The organism is Burkholderia paludis (assembly GCF_000732615.1).
GTDB lineage: Bacteria > Pseudomonadota > Gammaproteobacteria > Burkholderiales > Burkholderiaceae > Burkholderia > Burkholderia paludis.
Map to the genome: position 1 here is coordinate 122,390 of NZ_JPGL01000013.1, position 24,725 is coordinate 147,114.

The window sequence follows — 24,725 nt, forward strand, 5'->3', positions numbered from 1 at the left end:
CATGGCGAAAACCCTGTCGAAACCGGCCAGCGGCGCGCTTGCGCCCTGGCTCGGCATTTCGCTGATCGTGATCCTGTTCGACCAGTTGTCGAAAATCGCGATCCTGAAAACGTTCGCGTACGGCGCGCAGCATGCGCTGACGTCGTTCTTCAACCTCGTGCTGGTGTACAACCGCGGCGCCGCGTTCGGCTTCCTGTCGACCGCGAGCGGCTGGCAGCGCTGGGCGTTCACCGCGCTCGGCATCGGCGCGACGCTCGTGATCTGCTTCCTGCTGAAGCGCCACGGTCATCAGCGGCTGTTCAGCGTGTCGCTCGCGCTGATCCTCGGCGGCGCGCTCGGCAACGTGATCGACCGGCTCATCTACGGTCACGTGATCGACTTTCTCGATTTCCACCTCGGCGCCTGGCACTTCCCGGCGTTCAACCTCGCCGATTCCGCAATCACGGTCGGCGCGGTGCTGCTGATCTACGACGAACTGCGCCGCGTGCGCGGTTCGCGCTAGGCGCGCATACTCGGCGTCGACGGCCGGCTTCGCGCCGGCCGTTCCGTTTGATCCTTGGAGGCCTGAGTTGGCACACGCAGAACTCGCAGGAAAACACCTCGTTCTCGGCCTGACGGGCGGCATCGCCTGCTACAAGATCGCCGAGCTCACCCGGCTGCTCACGAAGGCCGGCGCGACCGTGCAGGTCGCGATGACCGAAGCCGCCACCCAGTTCATCACGCCCGTCACGATGCAGGCGCTGTCGGGCCGGCCGGTCTACACGAGCCAGTGGGACGCGCGCATCGACAACAACATGGCGCACATCGACCTGTCGCGCGAAGCCGACGCGATCGTGATCGCGCCCGCGTCGACGGATTTCCTCGCGAAGCTCGCGCACGGCTTCGCGGACGATCTGCTGTCGACACTGTGCGTCGCACGCGACTGTCCGCTGCTCGTCGTCCCCGCGATGAACCGCCAGATGTGGCAGAACCCGGCCACCCAGCGCAATGCCGCGCAACTGCGCGCGGACGGCGTGTCGGTGCTCGGCCCGGATTCGGGCGCACAGGCATGCGGCGAGGTCGGCGACGGCCGCATGCTCGAGCCCGAGGCGATCTATGAAGCGATCGTCGCGCACTTCGCGCCGAAGGTGCTCGCGCATCGGCGCGTGCTGATCACGGCCGGCCCGACGTTCGAGCCGCTCGACCCGGTGCGCGGCCTCACGAACCGCTCGAGCGGCAAGATGGGCTTCGCGCTCGCGCGCGCCGCGCAGCAGGCCGGCGCCGACGTGCATCTCGTCGCGGGGCCGGTAGCGCTCGACACGCCGTGGGGCGTCTACCGCCAGGACGTGCAGACCGCGCAGCAGATGTACGACGCGGTCATGCATGCCGTCGCCAATGCCGACATCTTCATCGCGGTGGCCGCGGTCGCCGACTGGCGCGTCGACCAGCCGGCCGAGCACAAGATGAAGAAGACGGCCGACCGCAAGATGCCGGCACTCTCGTTCGTCGAGAACCCGGACATCCTCGCATCGGTCGCGGCGCTGCCCGATCCGCCCTTCTGCGTGGGGTTCGCGGCCGAAAGCGGCGACCTCGACGTGCACGGCGACGCGAAGCGCAAGCGCAAGAACGTGCCGCTGCTCGTCGGCAACCTCGGCCCGCTCACGTTCGGCCGCGACGACAACGAAGTCGTGCTGTTCGAGGCGGCCGGCCTCACGCGCCTGCCGCGCGCGCCGAAAGACACGCTCGCGCAAACGCTCGTCGCGGAGATCGCGAAACGCCTGCCCGACAACCGCCTGATCTGATCAACCGCGCGGCGGCCGCCGCCGCGCCCTTCCCGACCGATTCGACGACTGCATGAAACTCGACCTGAAGATTCTCGACGCGCGCATGCGCGACTACCTGCCCGCCTACGCCACCCCCGGCAGCGCGGGTCTCGACCTGCGCGCGTGCCTCGACGCGCCGGTCACGTTGCAGCCGGGCGAAACGACGCTCGTGCCGACCGGCCTCGCGATCCACCTCGCCGATCCCGGCTATGCCGCGCTGATCCTGCCGCGCTCGGGCCTCGGCCACAAGCACGGCATCGTGCTCGGCAACCTGGTCGGCCTGATCGATTCCGACTACCAGGGCCAGCTGATGATCTCGACCTGGAACCGCGGTCAGACCGAGTTCGTGCTGAACCCGTTCGAACGGCTCGCGCAGCTTGTGATCGTGCCGGTCGTGCAGGCACAGTTCAACCTCGTCGACGAGTTTGCCGAGAGCGATCGCGGCGAAGGCGGCTTCGGCAGCACCGGCCGCCACTGAGCGGCGCATCGCCAAAGAAAAGGGGCCGCGAGGCCCCTTTTTTTTCCGGTCGGCGGCGCGATTCGCGCGAGCGTCACGCCTGCGCCGTCAGCGTGCGTGTTGGTGCCGGTAGTGCAGCACGTAAGCAAGCGTGAGCAGCACGGCGAATACAACGCCGACCACCATCGTCATCCGGAATTCGCGCGTGAAGGCCGTGGTGAACAGGATCGACGCGACAAGCCCTGCACCGAGCAGGCTGCCGAACGGGTGCCCCCACATCCGGAACGCAAGCGCCGGGCCGCGATAGCGCGCCCGGAAGCGCAGGTGCGTGACGAAGATCATCAGCCACGTGAACAGCGCGCCGAACATCGCGATCGCCATCATCACGGTGAACGCCGTGTCGGGCGCGAGCACGACCAGCACGGCCGCCACCGCGACGCCGCTCGTCGAGATCCACAGCGCCGCTCGCGGCACGCCGTTCGTGCCGAGCCGGCCGAACACCGCGGGGGCAAGCCGCGCGCGCGACAGGCTGAACATCATCCGCGTCGTCACGTAGAGCTGGCTGTTCATTGCCGACAGCGCCGCGATCAGCAGCACGAAGTTGATCACGCCCGCCGCGTACGGCACGTGGGTCGCGGCCATGACTTTCACGAACGGGCTTTCGTCGGTGCCGGCCTGCGTCCACGGCACGATCGCGAGCATCAGCGACAGCGTCAGCAGGTAGAACAGCACGAGCCGGAACACGGTCGAGCGGAATGCGCGCGTGACCGCGTGCTGCGGATCGCGCGCCTCGCCGGCCGCGATCGCGACGGCCTCGATGCTCATGTAGCTGAAGATCGCGACGATCACCGCGACCCAGGTGCCCCACGGCCCCTTCGGCATGAAGCCGCCGTGCGCGGTGTAGTTTGCGAAGCCGATGCCCGACGCGGCCGGCGCGGACCACACGAGATACGCGCCGAGCACGATGAATACGACGATCGCCGCGATCTTCAGCAGCGAGAACGCATATTCGACCGAGCCGTACAGCGTGACGCTCGCGAGGTTCACCGCGATCAGCAGCGCGGAGAAGCCGATCACCCAGTACCAGCCCGGCACGGCCGGAAACCAGTACTTCATGAACACGGCGATCGCACTGATCTCGGTGCCGATGGCGAACACGACCGCGAACCAGTACGCATAGCGCACCAGGAAGCCCGCGAGCGGGCCGACGTAGTGCTCGGCATACGCGCCGAACGAGCCGGCCGTCGGATGCGCGACGGTCATTTCCGCAAGCGCGCCCATCAGCAACAACGCGATCAGCGCGCCAATCGCATACGAAACCAGCACGCTCGGGCCGGCGAGCCCGATCGCGAACCCGCTGCCGAGGAACAGCCCCGTGCCGATCGCGCCGCCGATCGCGATCATCGCCATCTGCCCCGACGTCAGCGCGTGGCGCAGCCCTTGTTCGCGCGCGACGATGTCGTCGAACGTCCGTTGTTGTTGTGTCACTGTATTGCCACTCCCCTGCACCACCGTGGCGCCGCCGGCGCCAGATAAAACGAAACGGCGCGGAGAACTTCCCGCGCCGTTCGCATGAACCTCGAATTATCGCTTACTCGACTTCGACCGCCTCTTCGTTCGGCTTGTGCGGCGGGTTCGCCAGCTTGTCGAACGACAACTGCACCTTGTCGTTTTCGTCGACGTCGACCGTCACGTGACCGCCGTTGACGAGCTTGCCGAACAGCAGCTCGTCGGCCAGCGCGCGACGGATCGTGTCCTGGATCAGCCGCTGCATCGGCCGCGCGCCCATCAGCGGGTCGAAGCCGTGCTTGGCGAGATGCTTGCGCAACGCGTCGGTGAACAGCGCGTCGACCTTCTTCTCGTGCAGCTGTTCCTCGAGCTGGATCAGGAACTTGTCGACCACGCGCATGATGATTTCCTCATCGAGCGAGCGGAAGCTGATGATCGAATCCAGGCGGTTGCGGAACTCCGGCGTGAACAGGCGCTTGATGTCGGTCATCTCGTCGCCCGTTTCGCGGCGCGTCGTGAAACCGATCGTCGCCTTCTGCATCGACTCGGCGCCCGCGTTCGTCGTCATGATGATGATGACGTTGCGGAAATCCGCCTTGCGGCCGTTGTTGTCGGTGAGCGTGCCGTGATCCATCACCTGCAGCAGCACGTTGTAGATGTCCGGATGCGCCTTCTCGATTTCGTCGAGCAACAGCACGCAGTGCGGCTTCTTCGTGACGGCTTCGGTCAGCAGCCCGCCCTGGTCGAACCCGACGTAGCCCGGCGGCGCGCCGATCAGGCGGCTCACCGCATGGCGCTCCATGTACTCCGACATGTCGAAGCGGATCAGCTCGATGCCGAGCGTGAACGCGAGCTGGCGCGCCACTTCGGTCTTGCCGACGCCCGTCGGGCCGGAGAACAGGAACGCACCGATCGGCTTGTCCATCTTGCCGAGGCCCGCGCGCGCCATCTTGATCGACGCGGCGAGCGCGTCGATCGCCGGATCCTGGCCGAACACGACGCTCTTCAGGTCGCGGTCGAGCGTCTGCAGCTTGCTGCGATCGTCCTGCGACACGCTTTGCGCCGGGACGCGCGCGATCTTGGAGATGATTTCCTCGATCTCGCTCTTGCCGATCGTCTTCTTCTGCTTCGACTTCGGCAGGATGCGCTGGGCGGCGCCCGCTTCGTCGATCACGTCGATCGCCTTGTCCGGCAGGTGGCGGTCGGTGATGAAGCGCGCCGACAGCTCGGCCGCGGCCGACAGCGCACCCGACGAGTACTTGACGCCGTGGTGCTCCTCGAAGCGCGACTTCAGCCCGCGCAGGATCGCGACCGTCTGCTCGACGGTCGGCTCGGTCACGTCGACCTTCTGGAAGCGCCGCGACAGCGCCGCATCCTTCTCGAAGATGCCGCGATATTCGGTGAAGGTGGTCGCGCCGATGCACTTGAGCGTGCCCGACGACAGCGCCGGCTTGAGCAGGTTCGACGCGTCGAGCGTGCCGCCCGACGCCGCCCCCGCACCGATCAGCGTGTGGATCTCGTCGATGAACAGGATCGCGTGCGGACGCTCCTTCAGCTCCTTCAGCACCGTCTTCAGACGCTGCTCGAAATCGCCGCGATACTTGGTGCCCGCGAGCAGCGCGCCCATGTCGAGCGAGTAGACCTGTGCGTTCGCGAGGATGTCCGGCACTTCGCCGCGCGTGATGCGGTAGGCGAGCCCTTCCGCGATCGCGGTCTTGCCGACGCCGGCCTCGCCGACGAGCAGCGGATTGTTCTTGCGGCGGCGGCACAGCACCTGCACGACGCGCTCGACCTCGGTCTCGCGCCCGATCAGCGGATCGATGCGGCCGTCCTTCGCCATCTGGTTCAGGTTCTGCGTGAATTGCGCGAGCGGCGTTTCCTTCTGCGCGTTCGCGTCTTCACTTTCCGCGCTTGCGTCGGTCGACTTCGCGGCTTCGCCGTTGTTGGTCTTCGCGATGCCGTGCGAAATGAAGTTCACCACGTCGAGGCGCGTGACGCCCTGCTGCTGCAGGTAGTAGACGGCGTGCGAATCCTTCTCGCCGAAGATCGCGACCAGCACGTTCGCGCCGGTCACTTCCTTCTTGCCGTTCGACGTCGACTGGACGTGCATGATCGCGCGCTGGATCACGCGCTGGAACCCGAGCGTCGGCTGGGTATCGACGTCGTCGGTACCCGGGACGGTAGGGGTATTGTCGTGGATGAAATTGCGCAGGTTCTGACGCAAGTCCTCGATGTTTGCCGCGCACGCGCGCAACACCTCGGCTGCCGTCGGATTATCCAGCAGGGCCAGCAGCAAATGCTCGACCGTAATGAACTCATGGCGCGCCTGGCGTGCTTCCATGAACGCCATGTGCAGGCTGACTTCCAATTCCTGGGCAATCATGCTTCCTCCATCACGCACTGCAGCGGATGCCCGGCCTGCCGCGCATGGGTAACGACTTGCTCAACCTTGGTCGACGCGATGTCCCGCGTATAGACCCCACAAACCCCTCGCCCTTCGCGATGGACCTTCAGCATGATCTGCGTGGCCGTCTCGCGATCTTTCTTGAAATACTCCTGGACCACCATCACGACGAATTCCATCGGCGTGAAGTCGTCGTTCAGCAGCACCACCTTGTACATCGAAGGCGGCTTGAGCTTCTGCTGCTTGCGTTCCAGGACGGTACTGTCCTGCTTGTCCGGGATAATCGCCATACACCCATTCTAAACAACTCGGACAGGCCCGCAATCCTGCCATAACCCGACCGACCGGCCGGCGCCCTCCCCGGAATCCCGGAACACGCGACCGCCTTCGCGCCATGCGAAAGCCGGCTGCGGTGCCGGCTTTCACGCGTGGCGCGGAACACGAACCGTCTGGTGGAACCGCACCGGAACGTCGTATCCGCATCCAGTATCCCACAAGCCGGGACGACTCGAACGCGCGTCACCCGAGCCTGGTATATGAGCCGATTATGCGGCTTTTCAAGTCCTCGCGCTTGGCCACGTGCTGCAAAGCAAAGCCGGAAAAACCCTGAAAATGGGTTCTTTACAACGTCCCTCTAAACGTCTAAAAATTCCTCTTGACACTCCAATAAAGAGCGCCAACAATCAAGCTGGCACTTTTTTCAATTTGCCAGTCGGCAAAATGAAAGAGGCCGAGGTGAGCTTGTGAGGGGGGAACGGCTGCATTTTCCGGTCGTTTAGCTTTTCGAGCGTGCTCGTGGTAAGTAGCAGCGACTGTGTGACAGGGGAAGTAGGAAATGGCAACTGGTATCGTTAAGTGGTTCAACGACGCGAAGGGCTTCGGTTTCATCACTCCCGACGAGGGCGGTGAGGATCTGTTTGCGCACTTCTCGGCTATCACCATGAATGGCTTCAAGACGCTGAAGGAAGGCCAGAAGGTGAGCTTTGACGTCGTTCAAGGACCGAAGGGCAAGCAAGCGTCGAACATCCAGGCCGCATAAAGGCATCGGATATCGGACGAAGAAACCCGGCGCATTGCGCCGGGTTTCTTTTTTTTCGGGCTGGCCAATCGATTATCGATTGGCCAGCCTTTTCGTTCAATCCCGATAATTGAACACGTATTGTGTTGTCATGCGCGCAGATCGGATACTCATCCGGCATGTGAAACAAAATCGTCACGTCGTTACACGACCTTCAGCGTGCCCATCATGCCGAGATCCTCGTGTTCGAGAATGTGGCAATGAAACATGCGTTCGCCGGGCATGTCTTGCGTGACGAGAATCGACACGGTTTCGCCGCTGCGCACGTTCACGGTATCCCGCCATGCGCGGAACGGCTCGGCCGTACTCGCGCCGTCCGACGCGCGCTCGATCACCTGGAACTGCGTACCGTGCAGATGGAACGGGTGATCCATGTCGGTGGCATTGCGGATCTCCCAGCGCTCGACGTCGCCGCGGCGGCTCGTCAGCGTCGCGCGGTGCGGTGAGTAGGTCGCGCCGTTGATCGTGAAACGCATGCCGGCCGGCCGGCCGTGCGGCGCGCCCTTCATCATCGCGGCCATGTCCATTTCCTCGCCGAACGCGACCGTCTTGCGCGCAACCGGCTCGCCGAGCGGCGGCACCGTGCGCAGCGTGGCGGGCAGCGCACGCGCGGCGGCGGGCGCGAACGCGACGTCGGCCAGCGCCAGCGCCGGGTCGGGCGGCAGGCTGCCGTGGCCATCGTCGTGCGACATCGCCATCTTGCCGCGGTCGTATTCGGCCGCCTGCAGCACCGCGCGCGACGCGCGATCGCCGGCGCGCACCAGCAGTTCCGCCCGCTCGCCCGGCGCAATCAGCAGCGACGTGACGCGCCGCGGCGCGTCGAACAGCCCGCCGTCGGTGCCCGCGTGCTCGAACGGGCGGCCGTCGTCGAACGCGACCCGCAGGTAGCGCGCGCTGCACGCGTTCCACAGGCGCCAGCGCTCGTCGCCGGCGACATCGATCCGGGGCCGGCGCGCGCCGTTGACCAGCACGAACTGGCCCTCGCGGCCGTTCATCCAGTCCATCGTGTCGTTCGGCGCAATCGTGCCGTTACGCGCAAGCTTCAGGTCCGACACGAACAGATGGCGCTCGGGCCAGCCGTCGAGCGGATCGTCCGCGGCACGCACGACGAACGGGCCGGCCAGCCCGCGGAACACCTGTTCGGCCGTCATCATGTGCGGATGCGGGTGGTACCAGTAGGTGCCGGCGCTCCCCTTCGGCAGCGTGAAGCGGTACACGCGCGACGCCCCGGACGCGACGGGATCGGACGGATTGCCGTCCTGATCGGGCGGCACGGGCAGCCCGTGCCAGTGAATCGTCGACGGCTGCGGCAGCATGTTCACGAACCTGATCTCGACTGTGTCGCCCTCGCGCACGTCGATCAGCGGACCGACCACGGGGCCTTGCGCACCCTCGCCGAACTGCCAGAACGTGGTCGGCCGTGCGCCGCGCAGCATCGGGCGCGCCACGGGCTGCGCCACCAGCGTCGCCCGGAACGTACCGGGCTCGCTGCTTTCGTTCGCGAGCGTGCGCAACCCCGCAAGCGGCGCGCCGGCCGGCAACGCATCGGCGGCCGCGAGCGCGGCCGGTGCCGGCTTGCCATGCTGCGCGTGACCCGACATCCCTGACATCCTCGGCATGCCTGCCATGTCGTCCATCGAATCCATACCGGCCATGCCCGCATGACCGGCATGCTGCGCCCACGCGCTGCGCGCCCACAGCGATGCAGCTGCGACGCCGACGGCGTACGACAGGAAGGTTCTCCGTATCATCAATCGATCCTCGTTATCCATGCGGCGTCGCGCGGCTGCCGCGACGCCCGCGCCGGCCGGCTGGCATGCCGGTGCGCGACGCGAAACCCGATGCCCGCGTCATCATAACTGCAGCCCCTTGTCCCGATACGCCGCCACCCGGAGGGCGGCGATACGTCGCAGGGCAGCGGCACCCGCCGGATTCAGCCGGCTTCGACACGCAGGGCGCCCCGCCCTGCGCCCGCCAGCGCCGCCGTGACGCGCACGTCCTTGGCAGCCTCCCTTCGATTGCCGGCCCCCTGCCGTGCGGCCCCGCGCAGGCACAGATCGCGTCACCCGTCGTCAAATCGGCCAATATTTCACGATGCGGAACAAGTCTCTGCGTTGTAAAAATTCGTGGTGCAGGGCACAAAATTCCTGTTTCGCGATGCCAAAAATCGTTCCGCAATACAAAACGCACAACATAATGCATTGTTTTTAAACACAAATTTTTCTTTCGAGAAGGCACTCTACGCGCACCATCCGACCGGGGCCCGGACGTAGACTTTGTCCCATGCACTGACGCTTCGCCACGACGTTCGATACGGAACCCGGCGCAAGCAGCCAGTCGGGCCACGACGGCACAACAGAATCGCTTGTGATCAGAAAGGGAGAACGGAAATGAAGGGATTTCGCTTTGGTTCAGCGCTCGGGTCGTTCTACATCCTGCCGGGTAACGGCGGCTGGGAAGCGACGTTCGGCAACGCCCTGCTCGGCGCGTTCTCGTGCCCCGAAGTGGCGGCCGACCACATCTCCCGCGGCGACTGCGAGCAACTGTCCGAACTGGACACGGCGACGCTCGAAGTGCCGCACGAAATCGCCGACTGGGAAATCGTTCACGTCTGAATGGCAAGCCTGCAACGCAAAACGCCCCGGGGCAGCCGGGGCGTTTTCTTTTGTCACGGGCGACGGGCCGTCACGCCCGCCGCGGTGGCGCGCTCGCGCGCGCGGCCTGCGTCAGGCGACCGCGTCGACGATGCCGTTCAGCGTCGCGCTCGGGCGCATCGCCTGGCTCGTCAGGTCGACGTTCGGACGGTAGTAGCCGCCGATCGCCTGCGGCTTGCCCTGCGCCGCCGCCAGTTCTTCCAGAATACGCGCTTCGCTGTCGGACAGCGCCTTCGCGACGCCTTCGAACTGCTCCTTCAGTGCGGCGTCCTCGGTCTGCTCGGCCAGCGCCTGCGCCCAGTACAGGCACAGGTAGAAGTGGCTGCCGCGGTTGTCGAGGCCGCCGACCTTGCGCGCCGGCGACTTGTTCTCGTCCAGGAACTTGCCGGTTGCCTGGTCGAGCGTCTTCGCGAGCACGACCGCCTTCGGGTTCTGGTACGCGTGGCCGAGGTGTTCGAGCGACGCAGCCAGCGCGAGGAATTCGCCGAGCGAATCCCAGCGCAGGAAGCCTTCCTCGACGAACTGCTGCACGTGCTTCGGCGCGGAACCGCCCGCACCCGTTTCGAACATCCCGCCGCCGGCCATCAGCGGCACGATCGACAGCATCTTCGCGCTGGTGCCGAGTTCCATGATCGGGAACAGGTCGGTCAGGTAGTCGCGCAGCACGTTGCCGGTGACCGAGATCGTGTCCTTGCCCGCACGGATGCGCTCGAGCGAGAAGCGCGTCGCTTCGACCGGCGTCATCACGCGGATGTCGAGACCGTTGGTGTCGTGATCCTTCAGGTAGCGTTCGACCTTCGCGATGATCTGCGCGTCGTGCGCACGCGCCGGATCGAGCCAGAACACGGCCGGTGCGCCGGTCGCGCGTGCGCGGTTCACCGCGAGCTTGACCCAGTCCTGCACCGGCGCGTCCTTGGTCTGGCACATGCGCCAGATGTCGCCCGCTTCGACCGCGTGCTCGAGCAGCACGTTGCCGGCTTCGTCGGTGACGCGCACGACGCCGTCCGCCGGGATCTGGAAGGTCTTGTCGTGCGAGCCGTATTCTTCGGCCGCCTGCGCCATCAGGCCGACGTTCGGCACGCTGCCCATCGTGACCGGATCGAATGCGCCGTGCTGCTTGCAGTCCTCGATCACGGCCTGGTAGACGCCTGCGTAGCAGCGATCCGGAATCACGGCCTTCGCGTCGTACAGTTCGCCGTCCGGGCCCCACATGCCGCCCGATTCGCGGATCATCGCCGGCATCGAAGCGTCGACGATCACGTCGCTCGGCACGTGCAGGTTCGTGATGCCCTTGTCCGAGTTGACCATCGCGAGGCGCGGGCGCGCCGCGTATTCGGCCTTGATGTCGGCTTCGATCGCGTCGCGCGTGTCGGCCGGCAGGTCCTTCAGGCGCGCGTACAGGTCGCCGATGCCGTTGTTCGGGTTGAAACCGGCCTGCGCCAGCACGTCCGCGTGCTTCGCGAGCGCGTCGCGGTAGAACACCGATACGAAATGGCCGAACAGGATCGGATCGGAGACCTTCATCATGGTCGCCTTCAGGTGCACCGAGAACAGCACGTCCTGCGCCTTCGCGTCGGCGATCTGCGCTTCGATGAAACTGCGCAGCGCGTTGCGGCTCATCACCGATGCGTCGATCACTTCACCGGCCTTGACGGCCGTCTTTTCCTTCAGCACCTTCTTCGCGCCGTCGGCCGTCGTGAGTTCGATCTTCACGCTGCCGGCATCGGCGATCAGCGCCGATTTCTCGCTGCCGTAGAAATCGCCTTCGCTCATGTGCGCGACGTGCGCCTTCGACGTGGCCTTCCACGCACCCATCTTGTGCGGATGCTTGCGTGCGTAGTTCTTGACCGACAGCGGCGCGCGGCGGTCGGAGTTGCCTTCGCGCAGCACCGGGTTCACCGCGCTGCCCTTGATCTTGTCGTAGCGCGCCTTGACGGCCTTCTCTTCGTCCGTCGCCGGATCTTCCGGATAGGCCGGCAGCTTGTAGCCCTGCGCCTGGAGTTCGGCGATCGCGGCCTTGAGCTGCGGCACCGACGCGCTGATGTTCGGCAGCTTGATGATGTTCGCTTCCGGCTTCAGCGTGAGCTGTCCCAGCTCGGCCAGATCGTCGGAACCCTTCTGTTCGGGCGGCAGAACGTCCGCGAATGCCGCGACGATGCGGCCGGCGAGCGAGATGTCGCGCGTTTCGACGGCGACGCCGGACGAGCGCGTGAAGGCCTTGACGATCGGCAGCAGCGAATAGGTCGCGAGCGCCGGCGCTTCGTCGGTGAGGGTGTAGATGATCTTGGGCGAAGTGGACATGGTCGATGCGTTGCTACGTGAAAATGGGACTGAGGAGCGCCGGCGGATAACCGGCGGGGAGCGACCGGGTCGGTCGCGAAAGGGGCGCCGGCTTAACCGGGCGATGGTGTTGCGAGGGCCGTCATGTTCTACCTTGCAGGGGCTCCGGGCCGCCGTGCGGCGCCGCGGCCCGCATGCCGGACCGCCCTGCCAACAAACCTGCCATCCACGAAACGCCCCGGCGCCGGCAGTAGGCGCCGGGGCGGCCGGAACTGCGCCGGCCCACCCCGGAAGGGGACTTACATGTTCTCGATCAGCACTTCGCCGAAGCCGGAGCACGACACCTGCGTCGCCCCTTCCATCAGGCGCGCGAAGTCGTACGTGACGCGCTTCTGCAGGATCGACTTCTCCATCGCGGCGATGATCGTGTCGGCCGCTTCCGTCCAGCCGAGGTGGCGCAGCATCATTTCAGCCGACAGGATCTCGGAACCGGGGTTCACGTAATCCTTGCCCGCGTACTTCGGCGCCGTGCCGTGGGTCGCCTCGAACATCGCGACCGAATCCGACAGGTTCGCGCCCGGCGCGATCCCGATGCCGCCGACCTGCGCGGCCAGCGCGTCGGAGATGTAGTCGCCGTTCAGGTTCAGCGTGGCGATCACGTCGTATTCGGCCGGGCGCAGCAGGATCTGCTGCAGGAACGCATCGGCGATCGAATCCTTGATCACGATCTCGTTGCCCGTCTTCGGGTTCTTGACGCGCATCCACGGGCCGCCGTCGATCAGCTCGCCGCCGAATTCCTTCTGCGCGAGCGCGTAGCCGGCGTCACGGAACAGGCCTTCCGTGAACTTCATGATGTTGCCCTTGTGCACCAGCGTGACCGACTTGCGATCGTTGTCGATCGCGTACTGGATCGCCTTGCGCACGAGACGCTCGGTGCCTTCGGTCGACACGGGCTTGACGCCGATCCCCGAGGTTTCCGGGAAGCGGATCTTCTTCACGCCCATCTCGTCCTGCAGGAACTTGATGACCTTCTTCGCCTGCTCGGAACCCGCGGCCCATTCGATGCCCGCGTAGATGTCTTCCGAGTTCTCGCGGAAGATCACCATGTCGATCTTTTGCGGCTCGCGCACCGGCGACGGCACGCCCTTGAAGTACTGGACCGGGCGCAGGCACACGTACAGGTCGAGTTCCTGGCGCAGCGCGACGTTCAGCGAACGGATGCCGCCGCCGACCGGGGTCGTGAGCGGCCCCTTGATCGACACCACGTATTCCTTGAGCACCTGCAGCGTTTCGTCCGGGAGCCACACGTCCGGACCGTACACCTTCGTCGCCTTCTCGCCCGCGAAGATCTCCATCCAGTGGATCTTGCGCTTGCCCTTGTAGGCATGCTCGACCGCCGCATCGACGACCTTGATCATGACCGGCGTGATATCGAAGCCCGTACCGTCGCCTTCGATATAGGGAATGATCGGCTGATCGGAAACGTTGAGCGAGAAATCCTTGTTGACGGTGATCTTGTCACCGCCCTCCGGAACCTTGATGTGCTGATACGGCATGATCGACTCCAGTGACGTGGCTGAGCAGGTGATGCTGGTCGAAACTGCGCGCGCGGCGGGGGCGCGGCATGGCCACCCCGTGACGGCAACAGCGAGCCGCTATTCTAGCGCCCCAATCGGGCACTTCGGCGTGAACCGCGGCGCTGCGTATCAAGACCCCACTTATGTCTTATATAAGACAGAGGACTTGCCGTTCCGTATTATGCATTAAGATTCCGCCATTTGCCATAGACCGCCCGCCCCCGCGCCCCGCGGCGCCGGGCAGCCGCCCCGCCATGAACCTGATCGCCCTCAACAAGCCGTTCGGCACGATTTGCCAGTTTTCCGCGCACGAGACGCGGCCGTCGCTCGGCGACTGGGTCAAGACACCCGGCGTCTACGCGGCCGGCCGGCTGGACGCGGACAGCGAAGGCCTGCTGCTGCTCACCGACGACGGCGCGCTGCAGGCACGCATCGCCGAGCCGCGCCACAAGCTTGTCAAGCGCTACTGGGCGCAGGTCGAGGGCGCGCCCGGCTCCACCGACCTGAAGGCGCTCGCGCGCGGCGTCGACCTGGGCGACTACGTGACGCGCCCGTGCCGCGCCGAATTCATCGAGCCGCCCGACGCGCTGTGGCCGCGCAATCCGCCGATCCGCCACCGCGCGGCGATCCCGACGACGTGGATCGAACTGGCGATCACCGAAGGCAAGAATCGGCAGGTGCGCCGCATGACGGCCGCCGTGGGCTTCCCGACGTTGCGCCTGGTGCGCGTCGGCATCGGCGCACTGGACATATTCGCGCTCGGCATTGCGCCGGGAGAAACAATTGCACTGCCGCCGCGCGCGCCGTGGGACGGTTTCGCGCCCGCCGGATGACGATTTCGGGACACGCACACTTTTCGTCATTTTTTTCGTCAACCACCTGCGAAGATCGCGCGTTAAACCTCGCAGATGCCAACCTTAGCTATCCGGCATTGGCAGCCGAACCGTGTTTGCGTCACGAAAGCGACGTTTTTTTCGAATACGATTCGGCGCCCGCAGCGCAAAGAGAAATTTCTTGGAGCGTCTGTCAACCGAAAGGTGGATGGCACCGTTAGACGTCATGACTCCTATTGCCGGGTCATTTGGTTAATTAACTAAAGCTGAGGAACACAACATGAACAAACTGATCGCCGCTCTGGTCGCTGGCCTCTTCGCAACGGCTGCTTTCGCACAAGCATCGGCACCGGAAGCTGCTCCGGCAGCTGCTGACGCTGCTTCGGCACCGGCTAAGCATGCTAAGAAGCACGCTCACAAGAAGGCACACCACAAGGCATCGAAGAAGGCTGCAGCAAGCGACGCAGCAGCACCGGCAGCTGCTTCGAACTAAGTAAGCAAGCTGTAATAACGCAGTCAAGAACACGCAGTCTTGCCGTTCTTACGGCGTTGAAAGGCAGATCACCGCAAGGCGATCTGCCTTTTTCTTTTTGTGCCCGCCCGCACGCATCGCGTACCATGCGGGTCTCGTTTTCCAGATAGGAGCCTTGCTGTGCAATTCTCCCTGCGCTCGTCGCTCGGCCGCCTTGTGCGCGCCGCCGTGTTTCCCGCCGCCCTCGCCGCCCTCGCGTTCGGCATGCAAGCCGCCAGCGCGCAGATGCCGCCCGGCGCCAAGCAGCCGAGCGAGTTCCCGCGCGTGAAGCTGCGCGCCGGCATGTACGTGATCGACGCGGCCGTCGCCGCGAACGACGCCGACCGTGAACAGGGGCTGATGTACCGTTCGCAGCTCGCGCCGAACGAAGGCATGCTGTTCGTGTTCAACGAGAACGCGGTGCACTGCTTCTGGATGAAGAACACGCTGATCCCGCTGTCGATCGCGTTCGTCCGCGCGGACGGCACGATCACCGACATCGACGAGATGAAGGCCGAGACGACCGACAACCACTGCCCGCGCAACAACGGCGTGTATGCACTCGAAATGAGCAAGGGCTGGTTCGCGGCGAAGGGCATCAAGCCCGGCATGAAGCTCGACGGTCTGCCGCAGGCCCAGTAACGGCCCTCGCCGCGGCGTCGCGCCGCGCACCGACCGAAGCCGGCCGCCCGTTGCGCGCCGGCTTTTTTTACGCGCCGCCCGCAGGCACCGACTTGATTCCGCCGGCGCCGGCCGCATCTGCAAAAGCCACGCGCAAGCGCTATGCTTTAAGTCTCGCTTGTCCAGCCCGGGCCAGCCCAGCCGGCCCGCTTACGATCCGAACCTAAGGAGGTTCACGTGCCCCGCAAAACCCCCATCGAGCGCTATCGCAATATCGGGATCAGCGCTCACATCGATGCCGGCAAAACCACGACGACCGAGCGCATCCTGTTTTACACCGGCGTGAGCCACAAGATCGGTGAAGTGCACGACGGCGCGGCCACGATGGACTGGATGGAGCAGGAGCAGGAACGCGGCATCACGATCACGTCGGCGGCGACCACGGCCTTCTGGAAGGGCATGGCCGGCAACTATCCGGAACACCGAATCAACATCATCGACACGCCCGGGCACGTCGACTTCACGATCGAAGTCGAGCGCTCGATGCGCGTGCTCGACGGCGCGTGCATGGTCTACGACTCGGTCGGCGGCGTGCAGCCGCAGTCCGAGACCGTGTGGCGCCAGGCGAACAAGTACAAGGTGCCGCGCATTGCGTTCGTCAACAAGATGGACCGCATCGGCGCCGATTTCTTCCGCGTGCAGCGGCAGATCGGCGAGCGCCTGAAAGGCGTCGCGGTGCCGATCCAGATTCCGATCGGCGCGGAAGATCATTTCCAGGGCGTCGTCGATCTCGTGAAGATGAAGGCGATCGTCTGGGACGACGAAAGCCAGGGCGTGAAGTTCACGTACGAGGACATCCCTGCAAACCTCGTCGAGCTCGCGCACGAATGGCGCGAGAAGATGGTCGAGGCCGCGGCGGAAGCGAGCGAGGAACTGCTCGAGAAGTACCTGCACGACCACGAATCGCTGACCGAGGACGAGATCAAGGCCGCGCTGCGCAAGCGCACCATCGCGAACGAGATCGTGCCGATGCTGTGCGGCAGCGCATTCAAGAACAAGGGCGTGCAGGCCATGCTCGACGCGGTGATCGACTACCTGCCGTCGCCGGTCGACGTGCCGGCGATTCTCGGCCACGACTTCGCCGATCCGGAAAAGCCGGCGGAACGTCATCCGAGCGACGACGAGCCGTTCTCGTCGCTCGCGTTCAAGATCATGACCGACCCGTTCGTCGGCCAGCTGATCTTCTTCCGCGTGTATTCGGGCGTCGTCGAATCGGGCGACACGGTGCTCAACGCGACGAAGGACAAGAAGGAACGGCTCGGCCGGATCCTGCAGATGCACGCGAACGAGCGCAAGGAAATCAAGGAGGTGCGCGCGGGCGACATCGCGGCGGCCGTCGGCCTGAAGGAAGCGACCACCGGCGACACGCTGTGCGATCCGGCCAAGCCGATCATCCTCGAGAAGATGGAGTTCCCGGAGCCGGTGATCTCGCAGGCCGTCGAGCCGAAGACGAAGGCCGACCAGGAAAAAATGGGCCTCGCGCTGAACCGCCTCGCGCAGGAAGATCCGTCGTTCCGCGTGCAGACCGACGAGGAATCCGGCCAGACGATCATTTCGGGGATGGGCGAGCTGCACCTCGAAATCCTGGTCGACCGGATGAAGCGTGAATTCGGCGTGGAAGCGACCGTCGGCAAGCCGCAGGTCGCGTATCGCGAGACGGTGCGCACAACGGCCGCCGACGTCGAGGGCAAGTTCGTCAAGCAATCGGGCGGGCGCGGCCAGTACGGCCATGCGGTGATCACGCTCGAGCCGAACCCCGGCAAGGGCTACGAGTTCCTCGACGAGATCAAGGGCGGCGTGATTCCGCGTGAGTACATCCCGGCCGTCGACAAGGGCATCATCGACACGCTGAAGAGCGGCGTGCTCGCGGGCTACCCGGTCGTCGACGTGAAGGTGCACCTGACGTTCGGTTCGTACCACGACGTCGACTCGAACGAAAACGCGTTCCGGATGGCCGGCTCGATCGCGTTCAAGGAAGCGATGCGCAAGGCGAAGCCCGTGCTGCTCGAGCCGATGATGGCGGTCGAGGTCGAGACGCCCGAGGAATTCATGGGCAACGTGATGGGCGACCTGTCGAGCCGGCGCGGCATCGTGCAGGGGATGGAGGACATCGCGGGCGGCGGCGGCAAGCTCGTGCGCGCCGAGGTGCCGCTCGCCGAGATGTTCGGCTATTCGACGTCGCTGCGTTCGGCAACGCAGGGCCGCGCGACCTATACGATGGAGTTCAAGCAGTATGCGGAGACGCCGGCCAACGTATCGGAAGGCGTGATCAGCGCGAAGACGAAGTAAGCACGGGGCGCTCGCGCCCTGTTGCATGCAGGCGAGGCCCGTCCGGTTCCGGACGGGCCTTTTTTTCGTCCGGCGCGCCGCTCCGCGTCACGGTGCATCGGTCAGAGCATTTCGAGCGCGCGCTTGCTGCGCGGCGGGCGGAAGTACGCGTCGAGCTGCGCATGCTCGTCGCCGGTCAGCACCAGATCGAGTGCCGCCCGATTGTCGCGCACGTGTTCGATCCTCGCAGCCTTCGGGATCGCCAATACGCCCGGCCGCGCGAGCACCCACGCGAGCGCGACCCGCAGCACCGATACGCCGCGCTGCCGCGCGATCTCGTCGAGCGGCGAACGCTTCGGCAGCCGCCCGTGATCGACCGGACTGTAGGCCATCGCGGGCATCCGGCGCCCGGCGAGCCACGGCAGCAGGTCGAATTCCGGGCCGCGCCGTGCGATGTTGTAGAGAATCTGGTTGGTCGCGCACGCGGCTCCGCCCGCTTCGCCGACGAGCTCGGCCATGTCGGCCGTATCGAAGTTGCTGACGCCCCAGTGACGGATCTTGCCCGACCGCCGCAACGCCTCGAAACCCTCCACCGTCTCCTCGAGCGGCACCGAGCCGCGCCAGTGCAGCAGGTACAGGTCGAGGCGGTCGGTGCGCAGGCGCTTGAGGCTCGCGTCGCAGGCGGCGACGACGCCGCGCCGGCTCGCATGGTGCGGATACACCTTGCTGACGAGGAACACGTCGTCGCGCAGGCCCGCGAGCGCCTCGCCGACAAGCGTCTCGGTCGCGCCCTCGCCGTACATCTCCGCCGTATCGATCAGCGTCATCCCGAGCTCGACGCCCTCGCGCAGCGCGGCGATCTCGTCCGCACGCCGGGCCGGCCGCTCGCCCATTTCCCAGGTGCCCTGGCCGAGTTTCGGCACCGTCTCGCCGTCCGGCAGGACGACCGTGGCAATCGTGTCTGTCATGCGCTCCTCGCTGCGGATAGGGGCCGCGCATCGCGCGCCCGGGCATCGAATTCGACGCATCAGTGTAGTCAATCGGCGCGCCGACGGCCTATTGCAGGGCAAAAACCGGCTATAACAGCGCCGCATGATGACTTAGAATGGCCGCAACCTGATCGACACGCATCCCATGAAGGCACCCACGGACGACCGCTGGCAGGACCTGCGCCCCGACCCCGACAACGACACGCCGCTCTACCTGCAACTCGCCCGCAAGCTCGGCGACGCGCTCCACGACAACCGCTGGACGGCCGGCGAGGCACTGCCGTCGGAGCGCGTGCTGTCCGACGCGCTCGGCGTATCGCGCATCACCGCGCGCAAGGCGATCGCGCTGCTCGTCGAGCAGGGCCTGATCCGTCGTACGCAGGGCGCGGGCAACTTCATCCAGCCGCGCTATGAAGATCCGCTGTCGCGGCTGTCGAGCTTCAGCGAAATGCTCGAGCGCCGCGGCTTCAGGCCGAGCTCGCAATGGCTCGCACGCGAGATCCAGCCCGCGAACCGCGACGAGGTGATCCAGCTCGGGCTGTCGCCCGCCGCATCGGTCACGCGCCTGAAGCGCCTGCGCCTGGCCGACAACATCGTGATGGCCGTCGAGAACTCGACGTTCCCCGCGACGCTGATTCCCGACCCGGAGGCGATCGGCGATTCGCTGTACAGCTATCTCGAGGCGCGCGGCACGCCGATCGTGCGCGCGCTGCAGCATTTCCGCGCGGTCAACGCGACCGACGAGATCGCCGACCAGATGGGCATCGCGCCGCACGACGCGCTGCTGTTGATCACGCGGATCGGCTATACGTCGGACCAGCGCGCGATCGAACTGACCGATACCTACTGCCGCAACGACTACTACGACTTCGTCGTCGAGCTGCGCAAGTAACGTCCGCCGCGCCGCCGGCGCTCACAGCCAGCGCGCCTCGTCGGTGCCGAGCGGCACGGGCGGCCGCGCGAACGCCGGCGGCGTCGCCGACAACCGCTCGGCCGGCCGCACGGTCCTGAGCATCCCGAACGGCGACGCGACGCGCTCGAACCGCTCGCGTAAATCGGCGGGCCCGAAATCGGGCGCCTGAAGGCCGTCCGGCACGACGCCGAACGACTGCAGCCAGCGCCCCGTCTGCGCGAGCGACATCCGCACGTGCCAGCTGCCCCCTTCGCGGGCCCGGCGCGCGAGCGCGATCATCGCGCCGAACGCCGCCAGATAACCCGTCGCGTGATCGAGCGCCTGGCACGGCAGATGGCGCGGTGCGCTCGCGTGCGCGGCCTGCTGCTCCTGCCACGCAATCCCGCTTGCCGACTGCACGAGGCTGTCGAAGCCGCGCCGCTGCGCCCACGGCCCTGCGTGCCCGTACGCCGATACCGTGACGCACACGATGCCGGGCCGCAGCGCCGCCAGCGCCTGCGGCGCGAAGCCGCGCGCCGCGAGCGCGCCGGGCCGGTACGACTGCAGGAACACGTCCGCATCGCGCGCAAGCGCGCGCAGCGTCTCGACGCCCGCCGTGTCGCGCAGGTCGATCCACGCCGAACGCTTGCCACGCCCGTTGTCGATCACCAGCGGCGCGATGTTCGGCAGGTGCGGGCCGTTAATGAGCAGCGTCTGCGCGCCGTGCGACGCCAGCGTGCGGCCCGCGACCGGGCCCGCGATGATGCGAGTGAGATCGAGCACGCGCACGCCGGCGAGCGGCTGGCCGGCCGCGCCGCGGCCGATCGGCTCGACCGGCGCATCGCCGATCCGCTCAATCTCGAACAGCGGCAGCGACGCGATCGCATGCGCCTGCTCGTGCGCCGCCCATTCATCAGGGGTTCTGATCAATGCCGCGCAGAGGCCCGCCTCGGCAAGCGCCGTGTCGAGCGCCGCACCACGCCACGTGCGGATCGCGGCGGCGACGTCGGCATGCTGCTCGCCGCAACCGAGCACGTCGAGGATCCCCTGCAGGTGATGCGGAAAATTCGCGTGCAGTTGAATCCAGCGCCCGTCGCCCGTCTCGAAGAAGCCCGTCACCGGATGACGCAGCTCCGGCGGCGGGCCGTCGTCCACGCGCAGGTAGCGTTCGCTGCGGAACGCGACGAGCGCGTCGCGCACCGACACGTCGACGGACTGCGCGACGCCCGTGCGAAGCCGGTGGCATTCGGCCGCCGCGAGTCCGGCCGCCGCGATCGTCGCGGCGGCGAGCGTGCCGACGTGACATGTCGACGGCAACGTCGGGTCCTGCCCGGCGACGGTCGCGCGGGCCAGCGCGCCGGCGTCGCCGCCGGCGAGTTGCCAGAGGTGCGTCAATGCGAGTTCGGGTGTCATGGCGAAGTGAGCGGTGGAGGAGACGGAATCGAGTCTAGAATTCGCGACAGGCGCGATCAATCTTGATTGCGCGAATCAATACATAACGAATAGTTGTAGCGTGGCCATGCTTCATGCATCCCGACAGGAGCGACCTGCATGACATCCCTCAGCGCGCAGGAAGCCGCCGGCACCCTCGGTGTCAGCGTGAGCACGCTCTATGCGTATGTGAGCCGCGGCCTGCTGCGCTCGCTGCCCGACGGCGCGACCAGGCGCCGCCGCTACGACGCGGACGAGGTGCGCCTGCTCGCGCGCCGCCGGGCCGACGCGAAACGCGCGGGCGCGGTGGCCGAACGCTCGCTCGACTGGGGCGTGCCGGTGCTCGAATCGCGCATCACGCAGATCGCCGACGGCCGCCTGCGCTACCGGGGCGCCGACGCGATCGCGCTCGCCGGTTCGGCCACGCTGGAGGAAACCGCCGCCCGGCTGTGGGACTGCCCGCCCGCGCGGCTGGCGACCGTGTCGCCCGGATCGAGCGGCTTCGACGCCGGGTGCTGGGTGGACTGGATGCGCAGCTGGACACATCTCGCGCCGCTCGAACGCGCGCTCGTGCTGCTGCCGGCCGCGGCTGCGTCGTTACCGCGCCGGCAGGCACGGAATCGCGATGCGCAACTCGACACGGCGGCGCTGCTGCTGCGCATCGCCCCCGCCGCGCTGGCCGCGATCGCACCCGGCGACGCCCCCGTGCACCGGCAACTCGCAACCGCCTGGCAGGTCACGCGCGACGACGAAGCCGACCTGCTGCGTCGCGCGCTCGTGTTGAGCGCCGATCACGAACTGAATCCGTCGACCTTTGCCGTACGCTGCATCGCGTCGACCGGCACGCCGCTGTTCGGCGCGATCGCGGGCGGCCTTGCGGCGTTGTCGGGCCCGCGCCACGGCGGCGAGACCTTCCGCACAACCGCACTGCTCGACGACGCGATCCGCACCGCCGACCTCGACCGCACCCTCGCAACGCGCGTCGCGCCCGACGGACGCACGACGGGCCGGCGCGGCACGCTCGCCGGCTTCGGCCATCCGCTCTACCCCGGCGGCGATCCGCGCGGACGGGCCTTGCTCGATGCATTGCAGGCAACCGTGCCGGACCGCCCGGCGCTGCGCACGGCCCTCGCGTTCGCCGCGCGCGTCGAAGCGGCAACGGGTCTGCGCCCGACGATCGACTTCGCCCTTTCGGTGCTGCAGCGTGCGCTGGCGCTGCCGGACGGCGCGGCGTTCGTGCTGTTCGCGGCCGGCCGCACGGCCGGCTGGATCGCGCATGCGCTCGAGCAATATGCGGACGGCAAGCTGATCCGGCCGCGGGCGCGCTATGTGGGCAGCGACACGGCCGCGTGACGCCGGCCGTCGCGCCACGCAACGAACGGCCGCCACCACGCACCCGCCGCCAGCGCGGCCGGCACCGCGAGCGGACCGAACGCGAATGTCGCGCCGCACGGCCCGGCGCTGACCCACACGCGCATGCCGGGCAGCAATGTCAACGACGCGCCGGCGCCGAGCCAGTGATCGTCGGGCCGACCCTCGATCGTCACCCATGCCTCGCCGTCCGCCACCTGCAGCGCGGTGCGATCGACAATCCGCCACCGGCCCGCCGGCTCGTCGCCGTCGATCACGTAAAGTCGCAGTTCACGCATGGCAGCCTCCTGGTCGCATGGGTCCGATGACACCAGTATTTCGGACAGTGGCAGCACAGGGACAGGTACGGCTGCAGACACTTCCGGCTGAACTGTACTGGTCAATTCGGGAGGACGGGCCGCGCCGGCCCGGGCCCGCGCAGCCGCCTGCGCCAAACCTGCACGGCGCGGCGGCTTTCCCTACAATGTCGGCTGTCCCGCGCCACCGCCCCGCCCTCATGTTCCAACGCCCGCCCGCCGCCGCTCCCGGCGAAAAGAACCTCACCGTGATGCTCTGGCTCGTCGCGACGGGCTTCTTCATGCAGACGCTCGATTCGACGATCGTCAACACGGCGCTGCCGTCGATGGCCGCGAGCCTCGGCGAATCGCCGCTGCGCATGCAGTCGGTCGTGATCGCGTACTCGCTGACGATGGCGGTGATGATCCCCGTGTCAGGCTGGCTCGCCGATACCTTCGGCACGCGGCGGGTGTTCTTCAGCGCGATCCTGGTGTTCTCGCTCGGCTCGCTGCTGTGCGCCAACGCGCATTCGCTGCAGCAACTCGTCGCATTCCGCATCGTGCAGGGAGTCGGCGGCGCGATGCTGCTGCCGGTCGGGCGCCTCGCAGTGCTGCGCACGTTCCCGGCCGAACGCTACCTGCCCGCGCTGTCGTTCGTCGCGATTCCCGGCCTGATCGGCCCGCTGATCGGGCCGACGCTCGGCGGCTGGCTCGTCAAGATCGCGTCGTGGCACTGGATCTTCCTGATCAACGTGCCGGTCGGCGTCGCGGGCTGCATCGCGACCTTCTATTCGATGCCCGATGCGCGCAATCCGGCCGTCGGCCGCTTCGACCTGAAGGGCTACCTGCTGCTGACGATCGGCATGATCGCGATCTCGCTGTCGCTCGACGGCCTCGCCGATCTCGGGATGCAGCACGCGGCCGTGCTCGTGCTGCTGATCCTGAGCCTCGCCTGCTTCGTCGCGTACGGGCTGTATGCGGTGCGCGCGCCGCAGCCGATCTTCTCGCTCGAACTGTTCAGGATCCACACGTTCAGCGTCGGGCTGCTCGGCAACCTGTTCGCGCGGATCGGCAGCGGCGCGATGCCGTACCTGATCCCGCTGCTGCTCCAGGTGAGCCTCGGCTACTCGGCCTTCGAAGCAGGGTTGATGATGCTGCCGGTCGCGGCGGCCGGGATGTTCTCGAAACGGATCATCACGCGCCTGATCACGCGGCACGGCTACCGCAAGGTCCTGCTCGTGAACACGATCATGGTCGGCGTGATGATGGCGAGCTTCGCGCTGATGCGCGACACGGTGCCCGTGTGGGTGAAGGTCGTGCACCTCGCGCTGTTCGGCGGCTTCAACTCGATGCAGTTCACCGCGATGAACACGCTGACACTGAAGGATCTCGGCACCGGCGGCGCGAGCAGCGGCAACAGCCTGTTCTCGCTGGTGCAGATGCTGTCGATGAGCCTCGGGGTCACGGTCGCGGGCGCGCTGCTCGCGACGTTCACCGGCATGCTGCGCGCCGTGACGCCAAGCAACACGCTGCCGGCCTTCCATGCGACGTTCATCTGCGTCGGGATCATTACGGCCGCGTCCGCGTGGATCTTCGCGCAGCTCGCACCCGAGATCCGCGGCACCGCACGCAAGACCGATCCGTCCGAGCGCGCCTGACGCGCGGCGCGCGCCGTTTCGGACGGTGCGCCGCCGCGCCGCGCACCATGGCGGT

At 66.7% G+C, this 24,725-nt stretch carries 21 protein-coding genes; 12 read left to right on the top strand and 9 right to left on the bottom strand.

The annotated features are described in order from the left end of the window. The first annotated feature begins 1 nt into the window (after position 1). From lspA to dut, 3 genes are all read left to right on the top strand, one after another. A complete protein-coding gene (gene lspA, locus GQ56_RS0109825; protein WP_031398494.1) occupies positions 2 to 502 on the top strand; it encodes a signal peptidase II in 501 nt (166 codons plus the stop codon). A 67-nt stretch (positions 503 to 569) separates the two neighbouring features. Beyond that, positions 570 to 1,781: a bifunctional phosphopantothenoylcysteine decarboxylase/phosphopantothenate--cysteine ligase CoaBC gene (gene coaBC / locus GQ56_RS0109830; RefSeq protein WP_031398495.1), complete on the top strand. Its 1,212-nt coding sequence runs from the start codon at positions 570 to 572 to the stop codon at positions 1,779 to 1,781. A gap of 52 nt (positions 1,782 to 1,833) precedes the next feature. Then, the gene (dut, locus tag GQ56_RS0109835; protein WP_031398496.1) at positions 1,834 to 2,280 is read left to right on the top strand and encodes a dUTP diphosphatase; all 447 of its coding nucleotides are present in this window, start codon (positions 1,834 to 1,836) and stop codon (positions 2,278 to 2,280) included. An 87-nt stretch (positions 2,281 to 2,367) separates the two neighbouring features. Here dut and GQ56_RS0109840 read toward each other — a convergent pair whose 3' ends face one another. The 3 genes from GQ56_RS0109840 to clpS form a co-directional block, all read right to left on the bottom strand. Continuing rightward, positions 2,368 to 3,747: an amino acid permease gene (locus GQ56_RS0109840; RefSeq protein ID WP_031398497.1), complete on the bottom strand. Its 1,380-nt coding sequence runs from the start codon at positions 3,745 to 3,747 to the stop codon at positions 2,368 to 2,370. A 103-nt stretch (positions 3,748 to 3,850) separates the two neighbouring features. Then, a complete protein-coding gene (gene clpA, locus GQ56_RS0109845; RefSeq protein ID WP_031398498.1) occupies positions 3,851 to 6,151 on the bottom strand; it encodes an ATP-dependent Clp protease ATP-binding subunit ClpA in 2,301 nt (766 codons plus the stop codon). Continuing rightward, positions 6,148 to 6,462 (bottom strand): ATP-dependent Clp protease adapter ClpS, encoded by a 315-nt coding sequence (clpS, locus tag GQ56_RS0109850; protein ID WP_006398529.1) that lies wholly within the window; start codon positions 6,460 to 6,462, stop codon positions 6,148 to 6,150. Before clpS ends, clpA begins: the two co-directional genes overlap by 4 nt. A gap of 545 nt (positions 6,463 to 7,007) precedes the next feature. Between clpS and GQ56_RS0109855 the strand changes: the two genes are divergently transcribed. Further along, the gene (locus tag GQ56_RS0109855; protein WP_006478030.1) at positions 7,008 to 7,211 is read left to right on the top strand and encodes a cold-shock protein; all 204 of its coding nucleotides are present in this window, start codon (positions 7,008 to 7,010) and stop codon (positions 7,209 to 7,211) included. Positions 7,212 to 7,393: 182 nt separating this feature from the next. Here GQ56_RS0109855 and GQ56_RS0109860 read toward each other — a convergent pair whose 3' ends face one another. Beyond that, on the bottom strand, positions 7,394 to 9,001 hold the full coding sequence (locus tag GQ56_RS0109860; protein ID WP_031398499.1) for a multicopper oxidase family protein: 1,608 nt from the start codon (positions 8,999 to 9,001) through the stop codon (positions 7,394 to 7,396). A 639-nt stretch (positions 9,002 to 9,640) separates the two neighbouring features. On the opposite strand from GQ56_RS0109860, the gene GQ56_RS0109865 reads away from it, so the two are divergent. Continuing rightward, positions 9,641 to 9,865: a hypothetical protein gene (locus GQ56_RS0109865; RefSeq protein WP_031398500.1), complete on the top strand. Its 225-nt coding sequence runs from the start codon at positions 9,641 to 9,643 to the stop codon at positions 9,863 to 9,865. Between the two features lie 111 nt (positions 9,866 to 9,976). Here the strand turns inward: GQ56_RS0109865 and GQ56_RS0109870 are convergent, their stop codons facing one another. Together GQ56_RS0109870 and icd are read right to left on the bottom strand one after the other, a co-directional pair. Then, entirely contained in the window at positions 9,977 to 12,205 is a 2,229-nt protein-coding gene (locus GQ56_RS0109870; protein ID WP_031398501.1) for an NADP-dependent isocitrate dehydrogenase, read from the bottom strand. Between the two features lie 278 nt (positions 12,206 to 12,483). Next, positions 12,484 to 13,740: an NADP-dependent isocitrate dehydrogenase gene (gene icd / locus GQ56_RS0109875; RefSeq protein ID WP_031398502.1), complete on the bottom strand. Its 1,257-nt coding sequence runs from the start codon at positions 13,738 to 13,740 to the stop codon at positions 12,484 to 12,486. 275 nt (positions 13,741 to 14,015) lie between these two features. Here icd and GQ56_RS0109885 point away from each other — a divergent pair, with 275 nt between their 5' ends. The 4 genes from GQ56_RS0109885 to fusA all read left to right on the top strand — a co-directional run bounded on the left by GQ56_RS0109885 (position 14,016) and on the right by fusA (position 18,075). Next, positions 14,016 to 14,594, top strand: a complete 579-nt coding sequence (locus GQ56_RS0109885; RefSeq protein ID WP_031398504.1) for a pseudouridine synthase — start codon at positions 14,016 to 14,018, stop codon at positions 14,592 to 14,594. A gap of 280 nt (positions 14,595 to 14,874) precedes the next feature. Next, complete coding sequence (locus GQ56_RS41065; RefSeq protein ID WP_075122913.1) at positions 14,875 to 15,087, top strand: hypothetical protein; 213 nt, start codon at positions 14,875 to 14,877, stop codon at positions 15,085 to 15,087. Positions 15,088 to 15,246: 159 nt separating this feature from the next. Beyond that, positions 15,247 to 15,747: a DUF192 domain-containing protein gene (locus tag GQ56_RS0109890; RefSeq protein ID WP_031398505.1), complete on the top strand. Its 501-nt coding sequence runs from the start codon at positions 15,247 to 15,249 to the stop codon at positions 15,745 to 15,747. 216 nt (positions 15,748 to 15,963) lie between these two features. Continuing rightward, positions 15,964 to 18,075, top strand: coding sequence for an elongation factor G (fusA, locus tag GQ56_RS0109895; protein WP_031398506.1), 2,112 nt, complete (start codon positions 15,964 to 15,966; stop codon positions 18,073 to 18,075). 101 nt (positions 18,076 to 18,176) lie between these two features. On the opposite strand, the gene GQ56_RS0109900 is transcribed toward fusA, so the two are convergent. After that, on the bottom strand, positions 18,177 to 19,022 hold the full coding sequence (locus tag GQ56_RS0109900) for an aldo/keto reductase (protein WP_031398507.1): 846 nt from the start codon (positions 19,020 to 19,022) through the stop codon (positions 18,177 to 18,179). Between the two features lie 166 nt (positions 19,023 to 19,188). On the opposite strand from GQ56_RS0109900, the gene GQ56_RS0109905 reads away from it, so the two are divergent. Then, complete coding sequence (locus tag GQ56_RS0109905; RefSeq protein WP_031398508.1) at positions 19,189 to 19,935, top strand: GntR family transcriptional regulator; 747 nt, start codon at positions 19,189 to 19,191, stop codon at positions 19,933 to 19,935. Positions 19,936 to 19,956: 21 nt separating this feature from the next. Here GQ56_RS0109905 and GQ56_RS0109910 read toward each other — a convergent pair whose 3' ends face one another. Beyond that, positions 19,957 to 21,348, bottom strand: coding sequence for a CoA transferase (locus GQ56_RS0109910; RefSeq protein WP_031398509.1), 1,392 nt, complete (start codon positions 21,346 to 21,348; stop codon positions 19,957 to 19,959). 138 nt (positions 21,349 to 21,486) lie between these two features. Between GQ56_RS0109910 and GQ56_RS0109915 the strand changes: the two genes are divergently transcribed. Beyond that, entirely contained in the window at positions 21,487 to 22,719 is a 1,233-nt protein-coding gene (locus GQ56_RS0109915) for a citrate/2-methylcitrate synthase (protein WP_031398510.1), read from the top strand. On the opposite strand, the gene GQ56_RS0109920 is transcribed toward GQ56_RS0109915, so the two are convergent. Then, the gene (locus GQ56_RS0109920; RefSeq protein ID WP_031398511.1) at positions 22,692 to 23,015 is read right to left on the bottom strand and encodes a DUF2917 domain-containing protein; all 324 of its coding nucleotides are present in this window, start codon (positions 23,013 to 23,015) and stop codon (positions 22,692 to 22,694) included. The two genes, GQ56_RS0109915 and GQ56_RS0109920, sit on opposite strands and share 28 nt — an antisense overlap. Before the next feature lie 218 nt (positions 23,016 to 23,233). Between GQ56_RS0109920 and mdtD the strand changes: the two genes are divergently transcribed. Beyond that, entirely contained in the window at positions 23,234 to 24,670 is a 1,437-nt protein-coding gene (mdtD, locus tag GQ56_RS0109925) for a multidrug transporter subunit MdtD (RefSeq protein ID WP_031398512.1), read from the top strand. The last annotated feature ends 55 nt before the right edge of the window (positions 24,671 to 24,725 follow it).

Excerpts from the sequence above, each read along its gene's own strand:
- lspA (WP_031398494.1), top strand. The coding sequence starts at position 2 with ATGGCGAAAACCCTGTCGAAACCGGCCAGCGGCGCGCTTGCGCCCTGG.
- dut (WP_031398496.1), top strand. The coding sequence starts at position 1,834 with ATGAAACTCGACCTGAAGATTCTCGACGCGCGCATGCGCGACTACCTG.
- clpA (WP_031398498.1), bottom strand. The coding sequence starts at position 6,151 with ATGATTGCCCAGGAATTGGAAGTCAGCCTGCACATGGCGTTCATGGAA.
- clpS (WP_006398529.1), bottom strand. The coding sequence starts at position 6,462 with ATGGCGATTATCCCGGACAAGCAGGACAGTACCGTCCTGGAACGCAAG.
- GQ56_RS0109855 (WP_006478030.1), top strand. The coding sequence starts at position 7,008 with ATGGCAACTGGTATCGTTAAGTGGTTCAACGACGCGAAGGGCTTCGGT.
- GQ56_RS0109860 (WP_031398499.1), bottom strand. The coding sequence starts at position 9,001 with ATGATACGGAGAACCTTCCTGTCGTACGCCGTCGGCGTCGCAGCTGCA.
- GQ56_RS0109865 (WP_031398500.1), top strand. The coding sequence starts at position 9,641 with ATGAAGGGATTTCGCTTTGGTTCAGCGCTCGGGTCGTTCTACATCCTG.
- GQ56_RS0109870 (WP_031398501.1), bottom strand. The coding sequence starts at position 12,205 with ATGTCCACTTCGCCCAAGATCATCTACACCCTCACCGACGAAGCGCCG.
- icd (WP_031398502.1), bottom strand. The coding sequence starts at position 13,740 with ATGCCGTATCAGCACATCAAGGTTCCGGAGGGCGGTGACAAGATCACC.
- GQ56_RS0109885 (WP_031398504.1), top strand. The coding sequence starts at position 14,016 with ATGAACCTGATCGCCCTCAACAAGCCGTTCGGCACGATTTGCCAGTTT.
- GQ56_RS41065 (WP_075122913.1), top strand. The coding sequence starts at position 14,875 with ATGAACAAACTGATCGCCGCTCTGGTCGCTGGCCTCTTCGCAACGGCT.
- GQ56_RS0109900 (WP_031398507.1), bottom strand. The coding sequence starts at position 19,022 with ATGACAGACACGATTGCCACGGTCGTCCTGCCGGACGGCGAGACGGTG.
- GQ56_RS0109905 (WP_031398508.1), top strand. The coding sequence starts at position 19,189 with ATGAAGGCACCCACGGACGACCGCTGGCAGGACCTGCGCCCCGACCCC.
- GQ56_RS0109910 (WP_031398509.1), bottom strand. The coding sequence starts at position 21,348 with ATGACACCCGAACTCGCATTGACGCACCTCTGGCAACTCGCCGGCGGC.
- GQ56_RS0109915 (WP_031398510.1), top strand. The coding sequence starts at position 21,487 with ATGACATCCCTCAGCGCGCAGGAAGCCGCCGGCACCCTCGGTGTCAGC.
- GQ56_RS0109920 (WP_031398511.1), bottom strand. The coding sequence starts at position 23,015 with ATGCGTGAACTGCGACTTTACGTGATCGACGGCGACGAGCCGGCGGGC.
- mdtD (WP_031398512.1), top strand. The coding sequence starts at position 23,234 with ATGTTCCAACGCCCGCCCGCCGCCGCTCCCGGCGAAAAGAACCTCACC.